At 49.5% G+C, this 18969-nt stretch carries 18 protein-coding genes; 13 read left to right on the top strand and 5 right to left on the bottom strand.

The window, feature by feature from the left end:
• The first annotated feature begins 134 nt into the window (after positions 1-134).
• From JJD41_RS07080 to JJD41_RS07015, 13 genes are all read left to right on the top strand, one after another.
• On the top strand, positions 135-1730 hold the full coding sequence (locus tag JJD41_RS07080; RefSeq protein ID WP_200665310.1) for a class I SAM-dependent DNA methyltransferase: 1596 nt from the start codon (positions 135-137) through the stop codon (positions 1728-1730).
• Positions 1731-1771: 41 nt separating this feature from the next.
• Positions 1772-2008 carry a DUF433 domain-containing protein gene (locus JJD41_RS07075; protein ID WP_200665309.1) on the top strand — a complete coding sequence of 79 codons (237 nt, stop codon included), beginning with the start codon at positions 1772-1774 and terminating at the stop codon, positions 2006-2008.
• Positions 2005-2358, top strand: coding sequence for a DUF5615 family PIN-like protein (locus JJD41_RS07070; protein WP_200665308.1), 354 nt, complete (start codon positions 2005-2007; stop codon positions 2356-2358). The genes JJD41_RS07075 and JJD41_RS07070 overlap by 4 nt, the downstream gene beginning before the upstream one ends.
• Before the next feature lie 99 nt (positions 2359-2457).
• Positions 2458-2877, top strand: a complete 420-nt coding sequence (locus JJD41_RS24685) for a hypothetical protein (RefSeq protein WP_234488536.1) — start codon at positions 2458-2460, stop codon at positions 2875-2877.
• Positions 2864-3256: a type II toxin-antitoxin system death-on-curing family toxin gene (locus tag JJD41_RS07055; RefSeq protein WP_200665307.1), complete on the top strand. Its 393-nt coding sequence runs from the start codon at positions 2864-2866 to the stop codon at positions 3254-3256. The genes JJD41_RS24685 and JJD41_RS07055 overlap by 14 nt, the downstream gene beginning before the upstream one ends.
• Before the next feature lie 123 nt (positions 3257-3379).
• Positions 3380-3697 (top strand): nucleotidyltransferase family protein, encoded by a 318-nt coding sequence (locus tag JJD41_RS07050; RefSeq protein WP_200665306.1) that lies wholly within the window; start codon positions 3380-3382, stop codon positions 3695-3697.
• A 3-nt stretch (positions 3698-3700) separates the two neighbouring features.
• Entirely contained in the window at positions 3701-3844 is a 144-nt protein-coding gene (locus JJD41_RS07045; RefSeq protein ID WP_370583747.1) for a HepT-like ribonuclease domain-containing protein, read from the top strand.
• A gap of 97 nt (positions 3845-3941) precedes the next feature.
• Positions 3942-5264 carry a restriction endonuclease subunit S gene (locus JJD41_RS07040; RefSeq protein WP_200665305.1) on the top strand — a complete coding sequence of 441 codons (1323 nt, stop codon included), beginning with the start codon at positions 3942-3944 and terminating at the stop codon, positions 5262-5264.
• Positions 5265-5400: 136 nt separating this feature from the next.
• Positions 5401-5610, top strand: coding sequence for a DUF4926 domain-containing protein (locus tag JJD41_RS07035; protein ID WP_200665304.1), 210 nt, complete (start codon positions 5401-5403; stop codon positions 5608-5610).
• Positions 5611-5664: 54 nt separating this feature from the next.
• On the top strand, positions 5665-8793 hold the full coding sequence (locus JJD41_RS07030; RefSeq protein ID WP_200665303.1) for a type I restriction endonuclease subunit R: 3129 nt from the start codon (positions 5665-5667) through the stop codon (positions 8791-8793).
• Positions 8794-8888: 95 nt separating this feature from the next.
• The gene (locus JJD41_RS07025) at positions 8889-9494 is read left to right on the top strand and encodes a 4Fe-4S single cluster domain-containing protein (protein ID WP_200665302.1); all 606 of its coding nucleotides are present in this window, start codon (positions 8889-8891) and stop codon (positions 9492-9494) included.
• Positions 9495-9506: 12 nt separating this feature from the next.
• Positions 9507-10280 (top strand): SDR family oxidoreductase, encoded by a 774-nt coding sequence (locus JJD41_RS07020; protein WP_200665301.1) that lies wholly within the window; start codon positions 9507-9509, stop codon positions 10278-10280.
• A complete protein-coding gene (locus JJD41_RS07015; protein ID WP_234488535.1) occupies positions 10252-10971 on the top strand; it encodes a DUF1295 domain-containing protein in 720 nt (239 codons plus the stop codon). Before JJD41_RS07020 ends, JJD41_RS07015 begins: the two co-directional genes overlap by 29 nt.
• A 290-nt stretch (positions 10972-11261) precedes the next feature.
• Here JJD41_RS07015 and JJD41_RS07010 read toward each other — a convergent pair whose 3' ends face one another.
• The 5 genes from JJD41_RS07010 to JJD41_RS06990 all read right to left on the bottom strand — a co-directional run bounded on the left by JJD41_RS07010 (position 11262) and on the right by JJD41_RS06990 (position 18944).
• Positions 11262-11777, bottom strand: a complete 516-nt coding sequence (locus tag JJD41_RS07010) for a hypothetical protein (protein ID WP_200665300.1) — start codon at positions 11775-11777, stop codon at positions 11262-11264.
• A gap of 85 nt (positions 11778-11862) precedes the next feature.
• Positions 11863-14079, bottom strand: a complete 2217-nt coding sequence (locus tag JJD41_RS25665; RefSeq protein WP_200665299.1) for a pentapeptide repeat-containing protein — start codon at positions 14077-14079, stop codon at positions 11863-11865.
• Positions 14080-14237: 158 nt separating this feature from the next.
• Positions 14238-15659: a HAMP domain-containing methyl-accepting chemotaxis protein gene (locus JJD41_RS07000; RefSeq protein WP_200665298.1), complete on the bottom strand. Its 1422-nt coding sequence runs from the start codon at positions 15657-15659 to the stop codon at positions 14238-14240.
• 83 nt (positions 15660-15742) lie between these two features.
• Complete coding sequence (locus tag JJD41_RS06995; RefSeq protein WP_200665297.1) at positions 15743-17206, bottom strand: methyl-accepting chemotaxis protein; 1464 nt, start codon at positions 17204-17206, stop codon at positions 15743-15745.
• 493 nt (positions 17207-17699) lie between these two features.
• The gene (locus JJD41_RS06990) at positions 17700-18944 is read right to left on the bottom strand and encodes a HAMP domain-containing methyl-accepting chemotaxis protein (protein WP_234488534.1); all 1245 of its coding nucleotides are present in this window, start codon (positions 18942-18944) and stop codon (positions 17700-17702) included.
• Between the last annotated feature and the right edge of the window lie 25 nt (positions 18945-18969).

Below are 18969 nucleotides of genomic sequence, written 5' to 3'. Positions count from 1 at the left end.
CAACCCAGTTGAAAGTTAGGGTAGGGAACGAGATAATACTGTGAGAGCGTCCCCGAGCCTCTCATTAGCTAAACAGATTCCAGATCGTTCAATTTGTCATTCGGTTATTAGGTTATTTGTCATTAGGTTATTGAATGCCCCGGTCTAAGAAAGCTAAAACTAAATCCACCGACAAGCAAAATGGCAATGGAGCCAATCTCGGTTTCGAGCAAACCTTGTGGGCGGCTGCGGATAAGATGCGCGGCCACATGGATGCTGCCGAATACAAGCACGTCGTCTTGGGGCTGATTTTCCTCAAGTATATTTCTGATGCCTTCCAGGAACTCTACGATGACCTGGCGGCAAGGCAAGAAACAGACTACACCGACCCGGAAGACCGCGATGAGTATCTGGGGGAAAATATATTCTGGGTGCCAAAAGATGCGCGGTGGTCAAAAATTCAAGCCAACGCCAAGCAACCGGATATCGGCAAGCGGATTGATGTCGCGATGGAGGAGATCGAGAAGGAAAACTCTCGACTTAAGGGGGTTTTACCCAGTAATTACAATCGCCCTGATTTGGATAAGCAACGTCTGGGGGATCTGATCGACCTGATTAGTACGATCGGATTGGGCGATGCTGAGAACCGCGCCAAGGATATTTTGGGGCGAGTTTACGAGTATTTTCTGGGACAGTTTGCCGAGAAAGAAGGTAAGGGGGGCGGTGAATTTTACACGCCACAATCAGTAGTTAAACTGTTGGTCGAGATGATTCAACCTTACAAGGGGCGGGTATATGACCCTTGCTGCGGTTCGGGTGGGATGTTTGTCCAGTCTGAGAAATTCGTGGAAGCACACGGCGGACGGAAAGGTGATATTTCCATTTACGGTCAGGAGTCCAACCCGACGACGCGGCGGCTGTGTTTGATGAATCTAGCCATTCGCGGGATAGATGGCAATATCGGCGATAGACAAGCGGATAGTTTCACCAACGATTTGCACAAAGATTTAAAAGCAGATTACATATTGGCGAATCCCCCGTTTAATATCAGCGATTGGTGGAATGAGACGCTGGCAGAAGACGTGCGCTGGCGGTACGGGACGCCACCGAAGGGCAACGCTAACTATGCTTGGATTCAGCATATTATTCACCATCTCGCACCGAATGGGATGGCGGGGTTTGTGTTGGCGAATGGTTCCATGAGTTCCAACCAGTCCGGGGAAGGGGATATCCGCAAAGTCTTAATCACTTCGGATTTGGTGGATTGTATGGTTGCCTTACCGGGGCAGTTGTTCTATACCACCCAGATTCCGGCGTGTCTGTGGTTTGTGGCGCGGGATAAGTCGGGCAAACCCACTGCCGGACATAAACCCTGTCGCAACCGCAAGGGCGAGACTCTGTTTATTGATGCCCGGAAGTTGGGGACGTTGATTGACCGGACGCACCGGGAACTAACCGATGAGGAATTAGCCCGGATTGCTGGAACTTATCAGGCATGGCGCGGGGAACCGGGGGCGGATAAGTATGAGGACGTGCCGGGATTTTGCAAGAGTGCGACCCTGGAGGAAATCGTCTCTCATGGTTATGTGCTGACTCCAGGGCGCTATGTGGGGGCGGAGGAACTAGAGGAGGATGACGAGCCGTTTGAGGAGAAGATGGAACGGTTGAGTAAAAAGTTGTACGCACAGTTTGAGGAAAGCGCCAAACTAGAAGCAGCGATTCGGGAAAACCTCAAAGCATTGGGGATGTAGCGGTGTCGATATACTGGAAAAGTGTATAGAAGCGAGTCATCATGGATAATTCTCTGTTAGAACGAATCACGATCGATCCAGAAATCTGTCATGGCAAACCCTGCATCCGAGGGTTGCGCTATCCAGTAGAGTTTTTGCTAGAACTGCTCAGTTCCGGTATGACTCATGGGGAGATTTTGGCGGATTATGAAGACCTGGAGGAAGCGGATATTTTATCGGCGTTGCTGTTTGCAGCTCGTTTAAGTCAGGTTAAGCGGGTTTATACCCTGGCCTCATGAAATTTCTAGTCGATGCTCAACTTCCCCTGCGGCTGGCTCGGTTCCTCCAAAATGCGGGTTATGATGCGATTCACACGAGAGATTTACCCCAAGAGAATGCTACCCCTGACTCAGATCTGAATGCTTTATCAATGCAAGAAAAGAGGGTTTTGATTACGAAAGATGCTGATTTTGTAGAATCTTTTTTGCTCAAAACGGAGCCTTATAAACTTTTGCTGGTTTCTACGGGAAATATTAAAAATGATGACCTAGAAAATTTATTTCAACAAAACTTAGGTCAAATTATAGAGCTTTTGGAACGGCACAGTTATATTGAAATTAGCCGAAATACTCTCATTATTCATCAATGATACAAAAAGGCAATAATTGATAAAGCAGTTGGATGCACCGTTTGAGCAAAGTAGGAAACTAGAAGCAGCGATTCGGGAAAATTTGAGGAGGTTGGGGCTATGAGTCCATTGTTAAAGCAGGTGTTGCAGGAAATTGAGCAGCTTACAATCGAAGAACAGTTAGAGGTGATTAGCCACGCTACAGAACAAGTGAAGCGGCGGACGTTAACCCAACACCAACCTAAACGAAGCTGGCAAGAACTGCGTGGCATTGCTCCCAATTTGTTAAAGGGGCAGGATGCTCAGGAGTGGGTCAATCAGTTACGCTCTGAGTGGGATAAACGGGAGGTTGGATTTATGACAGTTAAGGGAGAATTGATTCAAGCATTAGAGCAGATATCTGAAACCGAGTTAGGTAAGGTGCTGGAGTTTGTGCGATCGCTTAAATCTAGCTCCACTGAGTCTGACCCTGTATGGCAAGCCTATCTGGAATCAAAGCGAGAGCGAGAGGAGGTGTACCGTCGCCTTGCCAATTCCTAATTTTTTAACTCGTGCAGATGCTCTGCTACTTCATGCCGACCAAATCGAGAGTTTTGGCGGCACACCAGGTTTGCGCGATGAAGGGTTACTCGACTCGGCTTTAGCACAACCTCAAGCTACATTTGCCGGAGAGTTTTTACATTCTACTATACCCGAACAAGCAGCCGCTTATCTTTATCATTTGGCAATGAATCATCCGTTTATTGATGGCAATAAACGAACAGCATTTGCGGTGATGGATACGTTTTTACGGGTCAATGGTTATAGCCTCACGCTGACGGATGAGCAGGCGTATGAATTGGTGCTTCGGGTGGTTAAAGGGCAGTTGAATAAAGCTGGGTTGCTGGCTGAGTTAAAAAGAGTGGCGATCAAAGATTGAGGAAATGATGCAGGGAGAGCAAAGTATTTTGAAACGAGAATTGATGCAGAAGTTGAAGGGAGAGTTTAAGCCGTTGGGACGGTTAGAGGCGACGATTCGCGAGAATTTGAGGAGGTTGAGGTTATGACGATCGCCGCTAGAACTGGCTTAGGTATCAAGGAATTATTACACGATCGCCGAGGGGAGATCCTAGCCATTGCCGAAAAGCACGGCGCCTATAATGTGCGGGTGTTTGGTTCAGTGGCGCGGGGAGAAGCGAGGGCAGATAGTGATATTGATTTTTTGGTTGATTACGATTTAGAGAAAATCACGCCCTGGTTTCCCGGTGAGCTGTTGTTGGATTTAGAACGCCTACTCGATCGCCAGGTTGATATTGCCACAGTGGATATGTTGAAAGAAGGCATTCGGGAGCGCATTCTGCGGGAGGCTATAGCGCTATGAGGCGTGAGGCGGAACGACTGCAAGATATTAGTGCATGAGTATTTCCGGGTGTCCCTAAATTTGGTTTGGGCGATCGTGCAGAATAATTTACCGCCGTTGAAGGTTACGGTACAAAAGATATTGCAGGAGTTGGGGGAGGTGGAATAAAAAATGGAAAGGTTGAGTAAAAAGTTGTACGCACAGTTTAAAGAGTCGGTGCGGTTAGAGAAGGTGATTCGGGAGAATTTGTGGGGGTTGGGGTACTGTGATTAATTTTGCTTTATTAAAAGATTTATTGGTTTTTACTAGAGATGGTGAATGGGGAAAAGGTGAACCTATAGAAGATAGTGTAAAAATGGCTGTTATTCGAGGAACCGACTTTTCCTCAGTAAGATATGGCGATTTATCTCAAGTTCCTATTCGATTTATTCCAAGTCGTTTAGCTGCACGTAAACAGCTTCAAGAAAATGATATTTTAATTGAAACAGCAGGAGGAACAAAAAATCAACCTACAGGCAGAACTGTATTTTTGAAGTCACGGTTGTTTAAAAAAAGTAACTTATCTTTAATTTGTGCTAGTTTTAGTCGTTTTTTAAGAGTTGATTCACAATTAGCAGAGCCTGAGTATGTTTTTTGGTATCTTCAATACCTCTATGAAACAGGGGAAATGGAAAAGCATCAAATTCAACATACAGGAGTTGCTAGGTTTCAATATACAAATTTTGCCGAAACAGTAAAAATACCTCTTCCTCCACTAGATGAGCAAAAAGCGATCGCGCATATTCTCGGCACCCTAGACGACAAAATCGAACTGAACCAGCAGATGAACCAGACCCTAGAGGCGATCGCCCGTACCATCTTCAAATCCTGGTTTATCGACTTCGACCCCGTTCGCGCCAAGATGGAAGGACGACAACCCGCAGGCATGGATGCGGAAACGGCGGCGCTGTTTCCAGATGAGTTTGAGGATTCGCCCCTGGGTAAGATTCCGAAGGGGTGGAGAGTAACATCCTTAGATCAGATAGCTGATTTTTTAAATGGTTTAGCTCTCCAAAAATATCCTCCAGATCAAGACGATTATTTACCAGTAATCAAAATTGCTGAACTGAGAAAAGGAATAACAAAATCTAGTGGTAAGGCCAGCCCTAATATTGATGAAAAATACATCATTCAAGATGGAGATGTACTTTTCTCATGGTCGGGAAGCCTTGAAGCGGTTATATGGTGTGGTGGCAAAGGAGCATTAAACCAACATTTGTTTAAAATTACTTCTAAAAAATACCCAAAATATTTTTATTATGAATGGGTTAAATTTCACTTGCCGGAGTTTCGATCTATTGCAGCAAGTAAAGCTACTACAATGGGACACATCCAACGTCACCATCTAACAGCAGCTTTAGTAGTTGTACCCCCTTCTAACGTTATAGAAGCGGCAAACCAGAAAATGATACCACTTTTAGAAAATCTTATTCTTACCCATCTTGAATCCCGGACGATTATCTCTATTCGTGACACCCTTCTGCCAAAACTCCTATCCGGCGAAATCCGCGTCAAAGATGCCGAAAAAGTCGTTGAGGAGGTGACGTGAAACTAAACAACCCAGAGTAAGCAGTGATTCCCACAAACCGCAATCCTTACGGGCAAAAATACCAGCTTGACTGTGAAATCATCCGAGATTTTCCCAGACTCATTACCTGCTACCTGATCTAAGCGAGAAAAAAATTATGAAAATTTTAGATGTAGTCGCCTTAAATACTGATTTACCCGAACAAAACCTCTACAAAGGCCAAGTGGGGACAATTGTCGAAGTTTACGAACCGAATGTCTTTGAGGTGGAATTTGTGGACCTTGAGGGTAAAACCTATGGGGTGGAGACGCTCAACATCACTCAGTTAATCCAACTTCATTATCAACCTTTACCTCAAACTATCTAAACGATCGCCATGCGCCAATGGCAAACTAGATAAAAGACTCTAAAAACCCTAGCCATGAGTAAGTTTACCGAATCTGACGTTGAGGAAGCCGCCCTCTACTACTTTGAGGAACTGGGCTACAGTATCCTGTATGGCCCTGACATCGCCCCAGGGGAACCGAACGCCGAACGCGAAACCGTTCGCGAAGTTATCCTAACCCAGCGCCTCCGTGGTGGTGTGGCCCAAATTAACCCCCAGCTACCCGATGACGCTGTAGATGAAGTCATCCGCCAAGTATTGCGCGGTGAAACCCAGAACCTCATCGAAAACAACCGCCGTTTTCACGAACTCATTATCGAAGGCGTCCCCGTCGCTTACCAACGAGGCGATCGCACCGTTAATGACCAAGCCCGGTTAATTGACTGGGATAATCTGGAAAATAACGACTGGTTAGTCGTCAATCAATTTACCGTCATCGAACACCAAAACCGCCGCCCCGATGTGGTAGTTTTCATCAACGGACTCCCCCTCGCCGTCCTTGAACTGAAAAATGCCGCCGACGAAAACGCCGATATCGAGAAAGCCTTTAACCAGCTTCAAACCTATAAAAAAGATATCCCCAGCCTCTTTACCTATAACGAAGCCCTGATTATCTCCGATGGCAGAACCGCCCGGATTGGGTCTTTGACAGCAGACCGCGATCGCTTCATGCCCTGGCGTACCATCGATGGAGAGAACCTCGCACCCAAAGGCATCCCGGAACTAGAAATCACTATTAAAGGAGTGTTTGAGAAATTCCGGTTTCTGGATTTAATCCGTTACTTTATCGTCTTCGAGACAGACGGCGAAACCCTCATCAAAAAGATGGCCGCCTACCACCAATATCATGCTGTCAATAAAGCCGTTGCTGAAACCATTAAGGCAACCTCTCCCGAAGGCGAACGCAAAGTCGGGGTTATCTGGCACACCCAAGGCTCCGGCAAAAGCCTCTCAATGGCTTTCTACGGGGGAAAAATCATCCAGCATCCGGCAATGGCAAACCCCACCTTGGTTGTCCTCACCGATCGCAACGACCTAGACGACCAACTGTTCGGCACCTTCTCCAAATGCAGCAAACTACTCCGGCAAACTCCCACCCAAGCGGACAACCGCCAAGACCTCAAAGCTAAACTCCAGGTGGCTTCTGGCGGGGTCATCTTCACCACCATTCAGAAGTTTGCCCCAGACACGCCGGGGGGAGAATACGAACGATTGAGCGATCGGCAAAATATCGTATTCATCGCTGACGAAGCCCACCGCTCCCAGTATGGCCTCAGCGCCCGAGTCGTCAAAACCACCGATAAAGAAACCGGCGAACCAGGAGCCTATACCGCCTACGGGTTTGCGAAATACTTACGAGATGCCCTGCCCAACGCTTCATTTATCGGGTTTACCGGGACTCCCATCGAAGCCACCGACAAAAACACTAAACAGATTTTCGGCGACTATATCGACATCTACGACATTCACCGCGCCGTCGAAGACAAAGCCACCGTTAAACTTTACTATGAAGCCCGACTCGCCAAAATCAACTTAGACGAGAGCGAGAGACCCACCATCGACCCTGACTTTGAAGAACTCACCGAAGGGGAGGAGCAATCCACCAAACAGCAACTCAAGCGGAAGTGGGCGCAGTTGGAAGCGATGGTGGGCGCGGAAAAACGACTCGCCCAAGTTGCCCAGGATATCGTCGGGCACTTCGAGAACCGTCTCGCAGCGATGGAGGGCAAAGGGTTGATTGTCTGCATGAGCCGCCGCATCTGCGTTGACCTCTACAACCAATTGATTGCAATACGTCCCCACTGGCACGATGAGGACGATAAGACGGGGGCAATTAAGGTAATTATGACGGGCAGCGCCTCCGACCCGCAGAACTTCCAACCCCACATTCGGTCTAAGAAAGCGCGAGATGCGATCGCTAAACGGTTGCGCGACCCCAGCGACCCGCTCAAACTTGTGATCGTCCGGGATATGTGGCTGACGGGATTTGATGCGCCTTGCCTCCATACCATGTATATCGATAAGCCCATGCGCGGTCATAACTTGATGCAGGCGATCGCCCGGGTTAATCGGGTGTTTGGTTCCAAACCCGGGGGGCTGGTGGTAGATTATCTGGGAATTGCCGAAGACCTCAAAAACGCGCTCAAAGATTACACCGAAGGCGATCGCATAGAAACCGGCATCCCCATCGAACAAGCAGTTACCGTAATGCTGGAAAAATACGAAATCGTGGCGGCAATGTTTCACGGCTTTGATTACTCTGGCTTCCAGACGGTTACTCCACCCCAACGGCTCGCCCTTTTGAACAACGCCACCGACTGGATTTTACGCCCAGAGTTTGTCGCAGAAAACGGCATTCAACGCTACATCCAAGCCGTTACCGAACTGTCCAAAGCCTTCGCGTTATGCGCTACCGAAGACGAGGCGATCGCCATTCGCGAAGACCTGGGCTTTTTCCAGGCGATTAAAGCCACCCTCGCCAAAAACACCGTGGAAGGAGGCAAAACGAAAGCCGAACTCGATGCCGCAGTGCGGCAAATTGTCACCCGGGCGATCGCCTCTGACCAGGTGATCGATATTTTTGCCAGTGCCGGACTCAACAAACCCGAAATTTCCATCCTGTCCGATGGCTTTTTAGAAGAAGTGCGCGGACTCCCCCAGAGAAACTTAGCGCTGGAACTGTTGAGAAAACTGCTTAGGGATGAGATTCGCTCGCGATCGCGCCGTAATGTGGTGCAGTCTCGGCAGTTTTCGGAGATGCTGGAGAATACCATCAAACGCTACCAAAACCGATCGATAGAATCGGCGCAAGTCATCCAAGAACTAATCGACCTTGCCCGGGAAATCCGAGAAGCCAGCCAACGGGGAGAAAAACTGGGTTTGACTGAAGACGAACTCGCTTTTTATGACGCGCTGGAGGTGAATGATAGTGCGGTTAAAATACTGGGAGATACCACCCTCAAGGCGATCGCTCGCGACCTCGTGGAAGCGATTCGCAAAAACGTAACGATTGACTGGACGGAACGGGAAACGGTTCGCGCCAAAATGCGAGCCACTGTCAAACGGTTGCTGCGAAAGCACGGGTATCCCCCGGACAAACAACCGAAAGCGATTGAGACTGCGATCGCCCAAGCTCAAACCCTCTGCCAAGATTGGGCAGCTTGAAAATTTGAGCTGATATCAGATTTCTATACAATTCCAACTGTACAATCTAACATCTAAAATCCAACATCTAATCTCTAAAATCTATACAATCTCCAATGTCCTTACTCAATCTCGCCGAACTCTGTCCCGCCACTCGTACCCTCGGTCCGGGACGGCGGTTTGTGATTTGGGTACAAGGATGCTGCTTCAACTGTCCCGGATGCGTCTCTCCCGATTGGATCGACCAAAAAACTGCCCATCTCGTCGAAGTTCAAACACTGGGTGACCTGATTTTAAATACCCCCAATCTCGACGGACTGACGGTTTCTGGCGGGGAACCGATGTTGCAAGTCGCCGCATTAAACGAATTATGTCTCTATTTGCGACAACGACGGGATTTATCGATTATTTGTTTTACAGGTTTTACCTTAAAACAGCTCAAATCGCGCCAAGATCCCCAGATTTCTAGCCTTCTCGCGGCGATCGATGTTTTAATTGACGGGCAATATCTCGCCGAATACGACGACAATCGCGGTTTACGCGGGTCTTCTAACCAACAGGTGCATTTTTTGACCTCCCGCCATCTACCAGAAAAACAGTGGTTCGACTCTCGCCGTCGCGATGTCGAAGTACGTTTGCGTGGCGAGTCGGCGTTGATGGTGGGTGTACCACCTCACGGCTTCTCTGATAAGTTTAAGCTGGCAGTCGATCGCAGTTGTTGAATCACAGCACTTATGGTTTCGGTTAAAGATAAAATCGTTTTCATTACTGGCGCCAGCAGTGGAATTGGGGCGTCTTGCGCTCATTTTTTCGCCGAAGCGGGGGCCAAGCTCATTTTAGCCGCGCGACGCTTCGATCGCCTCGAACAGCTTGGCGCGCAATTACAGGAAAAATTCGGCACTTCAACCCATTTACTCGCCTTAGACGTGCGCGATCGCGTTGCGGTGGCTTCTACTTTATCCAATCTGCCCGATTCTTGGGCGGCGATCGATATTCTCGTTAATAATGCCGGATTGAGTCGCGGGTTGAACAAGCTTCACGAAGGCAATATCGACGATTGGGAAGAGATGATCGACGCTAACGTGAAGGGATTACTCTACGTTACTCGGGCGATCGTTCCGGGAATGGTCGATCGCGCCTGCGGTCACGTCATCAATATCGGCTCGATCGCCGGACGCGCCGCCTATCCGGGGGGGAACGTTTACTGCGCCTCGAAAGCCGCCGTCCGCGCCATTTCTGACGGTCTCAAGCAAGATTTAATCGGAACTCCCGTCCGCGTTACGGAGGTGGAACCGGGATTAGTGGAAACGGAATTTAGTATCGTTCGCTTCCACGGCGATCGCGATCGCGCGACCACAGTTTATCAAGATTTAACCCCCTTGACCCCGGACGATATCGCCGACGTGGTTCTCTACTGCGCCACTCGTCCCCCTCACGTCAACATTTCTGAAGTGTTGGTGGTTCCCGTGGATCAAGCCAATGCCACTCTCGTTCACCGACATCGGTAAACTGGACAATACTCAATATTTCAAGAGGTCGCCCATGCAAGATAGTGCAGTACAATCCTCTCGAATGACGGAATTGACGGCGATTAATCTCGCCAAAACCTTGACCCTCGTTTTGTTAATCGCTTGTGCTTTGATTTTCAGGATTCAGGACTGGCGACAGGTCCTGTATTTATGTTTGCATGGCGGTTATTGCGTCTGGTGGTTACTCGAACAGTGGCTGTATCCCGAACGCCGCAAGGCGATCTTTTCCGAACCGATTTCGGCGATCGGGGTGATTCTCTGTTTGTTAATTGTCGGCGTTTTTTATGCCATGCCGGGTTATTTCGCGTTTACGAATCCCGAACCTCTGGCCTATTTAACGGGGGCGATCGCCTTAATTCTTTACACGTTCGGTTCGTTAATTAATACGAGTGCAGACGTGCAGAAATTAACGGCGAAACAGTACGGCGCGGGGTTAGTGACCGATGGCGTTTGGCGTTTTTCTCGGCATATCAATTATTTTGCCGACTTATTGCGCTATCTCAGTTTTAGCGTCCTTGCAGGTTCCCCTTGGGCTTATGGATTAACTGTTTTTATTGCCGCACTCTATCTTTCTTTGATGAGTAAAACGGAGAAGTCCCGCCTCGAAAAATACCCGGAATATCCCCAATACGCACAGTCTAGTAAAAAACTGATTCCCGGCATTTGGTAAGGGGCGATTCTCCTTTGGAGACGATGAGCGCGAACGCCGCTCGTTTTGTAAAGCTTTTCTCTCGACTTTATTATTTTTTTTTACAAAAAGATACGCGAAAAACCCTAAAAAGGGCTTGCTTTCGAGGCAGGTTTCCTGGTAAACTTTTATATTATAATGGGGGTGTTGACAGGATTTTTAAAAATGCAAACACCTCGATTATATTAAAAATAATACCAAGAAAAAACCAGTCGCGCAAGCCCTTTTCCTACTTTTCCCGGCCCGCGCGCTAACAGACAATCTAAAAAACTCTAAAATCTCAAACCGAGACCGCCTTGGACGGAGATCGCGGTATCGTCCTCATCTTCGTAAGCGTCGAAAGCAAAAATCGCGTTACCGAAGACGACCATGCGGGTATTGGGAATCGCAAAATCGATCCCCGGTTGAATGGCAATACTGGTTCGATCGCCAACGGGAGTATCCCCCGAAAAGACGACAGAAGGACCCGCACCGACGTAGACATCGGCTTGCCAGGTGATCGGGATATCGTAAGAGAGGGTAGGAACGACGGCGGCGCCGTCGCCATTGAAGAAGGCTTGAGCGCGTAAAGAAATCGGTAAAGTCAAGAATTTATAACGGGCGGCGACAATCCCGGCGGCTTCACGATCGCCGTCCGGATTTTCAGTGGTCGAAACCGAACCGCCGACGCCGATGTAACTGCCGTAAGCCGCTTGAGCATTAGCGCGCGGGACGATCGCCCCCAAACTGGCGAAGGTGCCCAGGGCGATCGCCGCCAAAGCCGAACCGAAACTGATAAAACGGGTCATCTCCTTACTCCTCCATACACCTAAATAGACGCCATCGATATCGAACCGATCCGCTCGATTTTAGCTTAAGCGATCGCCGCCATCTCTACCACGACTCGGCGCCGGGGGAACAGCGATCGTGAATCCCCCCTCGCGCACAAATATACTCGATCTGGCGATCGTCCAAATTGCGAACCCCATTAAAATTGACCCCCGTCAGCAAATCGACCCCCTCGGACTCCGAAGAAGGTTTAATAAAATCCGGTTCTTCGGACGGCGAGGAAACAGTGAAATTGACCCCTTGAAAATCGGCGCCGTCGAGAGTCGCCCCGCGCAAAACTGCCGCACTCAAATCGGCGCGTTGAAAATTCACCTGTTGCAAATTCGCCCCGGTGAAGTCGGCGCCGTTGAGTTGGGCGCTGCTGAAATTGGCTTGTTGTAAGTTCGCTTGGGTAAAATCGGCAGTGGTTAAATCGGCGTCTTGCCAATTCGTTCGCACCACAGAGGCGGCGCGCCAGTTCGATCCCACGGCTTCGGCGCGCGTCAGGCGGGCGCCGTCGAGTTGGGCTCCCGCAAAATTGGCCTCGCCGAGATTGGCTCCGGTAAAAGTCGCTTCGGCGAGGGTCGCTTGTTGGAAGTCCGTATCGATCGCCCGCACGCTGCTGAGATTGGCGCGTTTGAGCTTCGCTTGAGATAAGTTGGCGCTGCTGAGATTGGCGCGTTGCAAGTCGGTATTTTCTAAGATCGCCTGAGAGAGGAAAGCGCCGCGCAAGTCCGCATCGGTGAGGGTGCTGGCGGTCAAATCCGCCTTGCGATCGTCGAAGGTACCGAAACGGCGATCGCTCCCGGCCCCGTAAAAGAGACTGCCGCGAAAACTGGCGCCGTCGAGTCGGGCGCCGCGCAGTTGAATCCCCGATAAATCGGTTTTTTCGAGAACCAGAGCAAACGCGGCATCGGTATCGAGGCGTCCGAGATGGGTGCGATTGAGGTCGATTTCCTCTAAATCGCCACTATGAATTTTTAACAGTTTGGCGATCGCCCGTTGGGTCGCTTGCAGGCGCCGCTCGACGATTTGCCGTTGGGCGGTATCGGCGCTGTAGCGCAAAGCGTCGAGATCGGTTCTCACCGCTTGGTTGGCGGTTTTGAGATAGGGAAGGGCGCGCGGACCGCTACTGACGAGAGCTTGTTGGATGGCTTCGAGGCGATCGCCATCATTTTCGAGTCCGAGTAAGTCCGCGAGCAATTGAATCCCCGCATCGGGGGCGTCGAGATTGCCGAGGGCGAGGATGGCGCCCTGGCGTTCGTCCGGGGCGAATTTTTCCACGAGCGCGAGAAACGTTTCCCGTTCGCGTTCGGCGCGATCGCGTAACGTTTGCTGTCCCTCGATGTAAATCTGAGTGCCCATCCAAGTGACGAGAAAAGTACTCAGCCCGATCCCGAGAGCCAGGCCCCAACCGAGCGGGCGCCGCATCCAGTCCATCCCGGCGGGCACCTGTTCGGCAGGGGCGAGAACCGGGGAAATCTTAGTTTTACTATCCATGAAGGTCGATCGGTGCGCTTGAGAAGTTTTTACCCTATCCAAGCGATCGCCCTGGGTTCCCGTGCAGTTTTGTAAGGGACTGGTGTAGAAACTCTCCAACGCCGCATCGATCGCCAACGTTCCCGCTACCCGATCGTGTAAGGCCCGGCGATCGCGATCGAAACAGGCATTTAAACTATCTAACGCCAAACTGCCCGCCGCCAACACCCCCAGTAACGTCAAATCCGGCACCGCACCGCCGTAACGCCAAAGGCAATAGGCCAAACCTACACCAAGCCCCCAACGCCCCACCAGTTCGCGCAGCAATGCCCGGAACCAACCCGGCGTTTGCCCGTCCACCGCCAGCACCTTCACCCGAAACCAGCGTTTCGGCAAAGTTTGACCCGTTTTGCCCAAAGCGTACAGTTGCCACGCTCCCAGGGTCACCGGAGCGACGATCGCCGCCATCCACAGTAAATTCGTTGCCGGGGGAACGCGCTCCACGCAAGACCGTCCCGTGCGATCGTCGCAAGGACGCGGCAACGCCAAAATTGGCGCGATCGCATCTTGAGCTCGAGCCAATACCGGATGGAGCGGCACGCGATCGCCCCCCGCATCGTGAGTTCGCAGATATTCCCCCGCACCCCACGGTCCGAGGGTACTCGCCACGAGCAAGGTAATTTCTAGCACGCTGGCAGCACCCCGGCGCCAGATCGAGCCTTTCGTTTCGATCTCGGTCGGTTGCGATCGCTCGGGGTTGGCTTTTTTGTCGGGAACGAGACCCTGGGGACGAATAAACTTCACGCTGATGAATCTTCCGTGATACTTGAGGCGCTGAGCCTTTCCGGTGATGAGTCGTCAATCGCTCAGTGCCTCTACTATGCCCAATTCGGTGCAAATTCTCAATAGCCCAGGGGAGAGTCGGAAAGCGGGTGCGGGGAATCGCTACAGGGGAAGCGTTTTCAAACCATCGAACTTAACGTCCGCGCCGCTTCGTTGAGCTTGTGCGTGCTTTCTTTCGTTTGTGCGATCCCGCTTGCCGTTTCCTTCGACCCTGCATTGATACTGCTCATCGCCGTGACCACTTGATCGAGGGCGATCGCCTGTTGTTTGGAAGTCAGGGAAATTTGCTGGGAATTGACCACAATCTCATTGATAGCTTCGACAATAATACCGACGGTTTGTTTTCCTTCCACACTCATGCGAACGGTTCGATCGGTGGCACTTTCGATCTCGCAGACCAGTTGATTGATCCGTTCCGCAGCTTTGCGGCTTTCGTCGGCAAGTTTGCGGATTTCGCTGGCGACCACGCCAAACCCTTTTCCCTGCCCTCCGGCGCGCACCGCTTCTACGGAGGCATTGAGGGCCAGGACGTTCGTTTGATTGGCCAGAGTGCTGACCATATCGGCAATTTTATCGATCGTTTGAACCTGGTCCATCAAGGTGACGGTTTGTTCGGCGATCCGATCGACTTTCTGGCGCAGTCCTTCGCCGCGATCGCGAACCCCCTCGTAGTGTACGCTGGCACTATCGACCAGGGTGAGTACCTGTTTGGCGCGATCGAGGGCGACTTGAGCTTGACGGGCCGATTGTTGTGACGAAGCGTTCAACTCTTCAATCGTGCTGGTGGTTTGATTGACCGCACTCGCTTGCTGGGTGGCCACTTTTTCCTGTTCTTCGGCGGCGGCGGCGATCTCGCTAGAACTGCGACTGACCCGATTGACTGTTTCTCGCAATTTGGACAGGATCGACTGACTGAAAACATAGCCGAACGGAGAGGCGCCGACGACGGCGATCGCCAGTAAAATCGTGTAAATCCAAACCGTTTCATTAACGATTTTACCTGCTTTTTCCCGCTCGATCGCCGCCATTTCTAACTGTATTTGACTGAGTTCTCTCAAGGTTTGCGAGACCGGATCGATCGTCCGGTATAGTTCCCCATCTAACTGGGCAATTCGATCGCGATCGCCCCGTCTCAAACTCTCTTTCAGTTGTTCGATTTGAACGTCGGCTACCGCAAAGCGATCGCGGGCTTCTTTAATTAATTGCCGTTCTCGCTCCTCTACTTCGATCTCTGTATAGTCGCTCCACTTTTGGGAAATATTATTTTGAGCAGTTTCTACAATCGCTAAAGCTTCGGTCTGACCCATGATTCCTTCATTCACCTTATTGGCTGCATCGATAATCTCGACCGCATAACTTTGCTCGACAGATTTGAGCAGTAGTAAAGGAACGATACGATCGTCATAAATGAGACCGACTTCGCGATCGATCCGGAAAAAAGATAAAAGTGAATAAATACTAATTCCAACTAAAATGGTCGCCGGAATTACAAAAAAACCGAAGTAAAGTTTTGTCCGTAATTTTTTAGTATTGGATGCCATGAGGATTTCAAAATAATAAATAACTAGAATTGTTGCCGATACGATCGTTCAAAACAATTAATTACATCGCAAATCAAGTAAGACTAAACGAGCTTTCTTAACTCAAGAATAGCCGTGTTGAGCTGTTGCGTCCCCGTTCGCACTTGAGCGATGCCAGTCGCAGTTTCTCCCGAAGCTAAATTCAAACGGTGCATGGCTTCCACTACTTGAGAAATAGCGATCGCCTGCTCGCGAGCGTTACCGGAAATCGCTTGAATACTGCCGACAATTTCATCGATCGCACCGACCACAACTTCTACCGTTTGATTCCCTTCTTTCGTCGCCGTCACCGTGGCTTGAGTCGCTTTTTGAATATCCTGCACTAACGTATTAATTTGCTCCGCCGATTTACGGGAGCGATCGGCCAGTTTGCGAATTTCACTGGCCACAATTCCAAATCCTTTGCCTCCCTCTCCCGCGCGCACGGCTTCCACTGCCGCATTGAGCGCGAGCATATTAGTTTGTTCCGCTAAATTACTAACTAAATTGGCAATTTTATCGATCTGACCGAGCTGTTCGCTCAAAATCTCCATTTGTAGCGCAATTTGGCTGACTTTCATTTCCAAATTGCTGCCGTTGCGATCGAACGAGTCCTCATTTCCCAGTCCGGCGCGATACTCCTGCGAAGACCCTTCGCGAAAGCCGTCGAGGGTTTTACCACTGACTAATTTGAGAATGTGAAACACCCCTTGCGCCGCTTCTTCGGCCCGTTCGGCAGTGGTTTTAGAGGACGCATCCAACTCATTCATCGACGTGGTCGTTTCGCGCACGAAACTCGATTGTTGGGAGGCATTGCGTTCTTGCTGTTGTGCCGTAGCTGCAATTTCGTGAGAAGAAGTGGAAATCGATCGCACCGCCTCTTCGATGCGATCGCGCACGCGAGCGGCAATATAAATCGCACTCCACAAACACAGCGCGATCGCGATCGGCGTTCCCCAAATCGCCAGCAGACTGAGAAAATCTAGTGCGTCGTGGGTGCGCTCTTTTCCCTCGGCGAGCCGAATGCGCTCCCGTTCGAGAAACTCGTCGTAAACCTGCTGCATCTCGCGAATAATTTCGCTACTCTCGTCCGTCGCAAATGCTTGTAAAGCGGCGTTTAAATTGTCATTTTGAACCAAAGCGAGCATTTGGCGCTGACTCGCTGCGAGTTGTTCGCCGAGTTGCACGAACCGTTGAAAACGCTGTTTCTGTTCGGGATCTCGAAGCGCTTCGATCTGATTTTCGAGGTTTCTTACCGTTTGATTGTAACTGTTGAGTCCGATTTCAAATCCTTCTCGATGGCGCGGCTTCTGATTGACCAAATAACCCCGTAACGATCGCTCCATTCGGATTGCATTGAGGGTGGCTTCCGACATCGAGTCCGATACCCCATGAGAGATCTCGATCGCGTCGGTCAGTTGATTGACATTGCGGGTATTGACAAATACTAGAGGCGCGATCGCGCTCAATAACAAAATGGGAATTGCATATCCCGATAAAATTTGCCCTTTCAATTTTAAATTGAGCATCAATCCGTACTCGTTGTTATGTGAATTTGACGATTAAACCCTGTTGAACTCAGTTAGAATACATATATACTCGATCGCGCGATCGGAGAACGAGCAATTTTCAATCTCCCGTACACATTGAATGACTTAAAACTAATGTATGTTTTTCTTCATCTCTTCGATTTTCGATCCGGTCTGAAAAGATCTTAAATGAATGGAGTTTAACATACTTGACTCGGAAGGATTTGACTGCGTATAAAGAAAAAGCCAATCGAATCGGGAGAATTTCTAACGCCTAGATTCCCCCTTTTTGTCCGGTATTCTCGATCTGTTCCCGTAGTATGTTCAGAGGAAAATCCCGCGCTGGCACATCCATATTGAGGGCGTTCGGGTAGCGCCTCCGGAGGAAAATCGTGCGGATCGACTCGGGAAGCGATCGCATTTTCGATTGTCATTAGTTGCACCCATCGAAGCTTAACCAAATCGATCGGCGATCGTCGATCCGGTCTTACAGCTATACTTCTTCTTTGAGGCGTATGGCTGCTTGATTGAGTTGTTGAATACCTATTTTGGTTTGGGCAATTCCCGAAGCCGTTTCTTGCGCCGATTGATTGAGTTTATTCATTGCAGAAACTACTTGTTGAGTAGCCAGGGCTTGTTGTTGGGAACTTAAAGAAATTTGTTGGGCGTTGACCGCAATATAGTTAACGGCGGAAACAACACTTTCTACACTGCGTCCGCCATCTTCGTTAACGACAACCGCCGAATTCGTTGCATTGCGAATATCGACCACCAATTCACTAATTTTTTCTGCCGATTGCTTGCTGCGATCGGCGAGTTTGCGAATTTCAGTGGCGACAACAGAAAAGCCTTTTCCGTGTTCTCCCGCACGAACGGCTTCGACAGCAGCATTAAGAGAGAGCATGTTAGTTTGATTCGCTAAATCGCTGACTAAGGTCGCAATTTTTTCGATTTGATTGACCTGTTCGGTTAAATGGACGATGCGATCGGAAATTTGTTCGACGCGATCGCGCATCGTCTCCGAACGCTCCGCAGATTGATGGGAAGATGCATTGAGTTCGTCCATCGTCGTCGTCGTTTCGCTAACGGCGGTTGCTTGTTCTTGCAAGACCCGTTCTTGCTGTTCGATCGTACTGGCAATTTCTTGAGAAGAACTAGCGATCGTCGTGGCGGTGGTTTTAATCGTTTCTGTAATTCGATTGGCGATCGCCCAAGCTGAAACAAACGCCAACCCCAACACAATTGCCGTACTGGCTAACACTAAAATACTTAACCCTTCTAAATTCGATACAGTGTTCTCATTTTTAAGATTCTGAAGTTTATCTTCTTCACGATTAAACTCATTGAGAGCGTTTTCAATTTGAGTATTCAAGCTTTGCCGAAATTGCGATCGATACAGGTCTAGAGCTTCTTTTTCTTGTCCATTTTGAGCCAAGTCGATCAATTCTTGATTAAAGTCGATCACTTCTTGGGAAATTTTAAGAATTCCCTCTAACCTCGCTCGTTGTTCCGGAATCATCGTATCAATACTTTTCAAGACTTCTTTAGATTCATTTAATTTAGACAAACTCGTTTCAAAATCATCAATAACTTCCGGATTTTTTTGAATCAAGTATCCTCTGGATGCACGCTGCATTCTGGTGATATTTAAAGCTATCAAGTCAGAATTTTTAACAATGACTTGACCCAATTCGGACTCATCTAAAGAAACCTTGACATTTTGGACGCTAAAAAACATAGCTCCAGCCGAGATCGTCGATAGG

The organism is Oxynema mangrovii CENA135, from assembly GCF_016632315.1.
Taxonomy (GTDB): Bacteria; Cyanobacteriota; Cyanobacteriia; order Cyanobacteriales; family Laspinemataceae; genus Oxynema; species Oxynema aestuarii.
This window is presented reverse-complemented; position numbering and strand designations above follow the sequence as displayed.

What these genes read in the sequence shown, in the direction of transcription:
- JJD41_RS07080 (WP_200665310.1), top strand. Translation starts at nt 135, where the DNA reads ATGCCCCGGTCTAAGAAAGCTAAAACTAAATCCACCGACAAGCAAAAT.
- JJD41_RS24685 (WP_234488536.1), top strand. Translation starts at nt 2,458, where the DNA reads ATGAGTCCATTGTTAAAGCAGGTGTTGCAGGAAATTGAGCAGCTTACA.
- JJD41_RS07030 (WP_200665303.1), top strand. Translation starts at nt 5,665, where the DNA reads ATGAGTAAGTTTACCGAATCTGACGTTGAGGAAGCCGCCCTCTACTAC.
- JJD41_RS07010 (WP_200665300.1), bottom strand. Translation starts at nt 11,777, where the DNA reads ATGACCCGTTTTATCAGTTTCGGTTCGGCTTTGGCGGCGATCGCCCTG.
- JJD41_RS06995 (WP_200665297.1), bottom strand. Translation starts at nt 17,206, where the DNA reads ATGCTCAATTTAAAATTGAAAGGGCAAATTTTATCGGGATATGCAATT.
- JJD41_RS07015 (WP_234488535.1), top strand. Translation starts at nt 10,252, where the DNA reads ATGCCACTCTCGTTCACCGACATCGGTAAACTGGACAATACTCAATAT.
- JJD41_RS07025 (WP_200665302.1), top strand. Translation starts at nt 8,889, where the DNA reads ATGTCCTTACTCAATCTCGCCGAACTCTGTCCCGCCACTCGTACCCTC.
- JJD41_RS07000 (WP_200665298.1), bottom strand. Translation starts at nt 15,659, where the DNA reads ATGGCATCCAATACTAAAAAATTACGGACAAAACTTTACTTCGGTTTT.
- JJD41_RS07070 (WP_200665308.1), top strand. Translation starts at nt 2,005, where the DNA reads ATGAAATTTCTAGTCGATGCTCAACTTCCCCTGCGGCTGGCTCGGTTC.
- JJD41_RS07035 (WP_200665304.1), top strand. Translation starts at nt 5,401, where the DNA reads ATGAAAATTTTAGATGTAGTCGCCTTAAATACTGATTTACCCGAACAA.
- JJD41_RS06990 (WP_234488534.1), bottom strand. Translation starts at nt 18,944, where the DNA reads ATGTTTTTTAGCGTCCAAAATGTCAAGGTTTCTTTAGATGAGTCCGAA.
- JJD41_RS07075 (WP_200665309.1), top strand. Translation starts at nt 1,772, where the DNA reads ATGGATAATTCTCTGTTAGAACGAATCACGATCGATCCAGAAATCTGT.
- JJD41_RS07020 (WP_200665301.1), top strand. Translation starts at nt 9,507, where the DNA reads ATGGTTTCGGTTAAAGATAAAATCGTTTTCATTACTGGCGCCAGCAGT.
- JJD41_RS07050 (WP_200665306.1), top strand. Translation starts at nt 3,380, where the DNA reads ATGACGATCGCCGCTAGAACTGGCTTAGGTATCAAGGAATTATTACAC.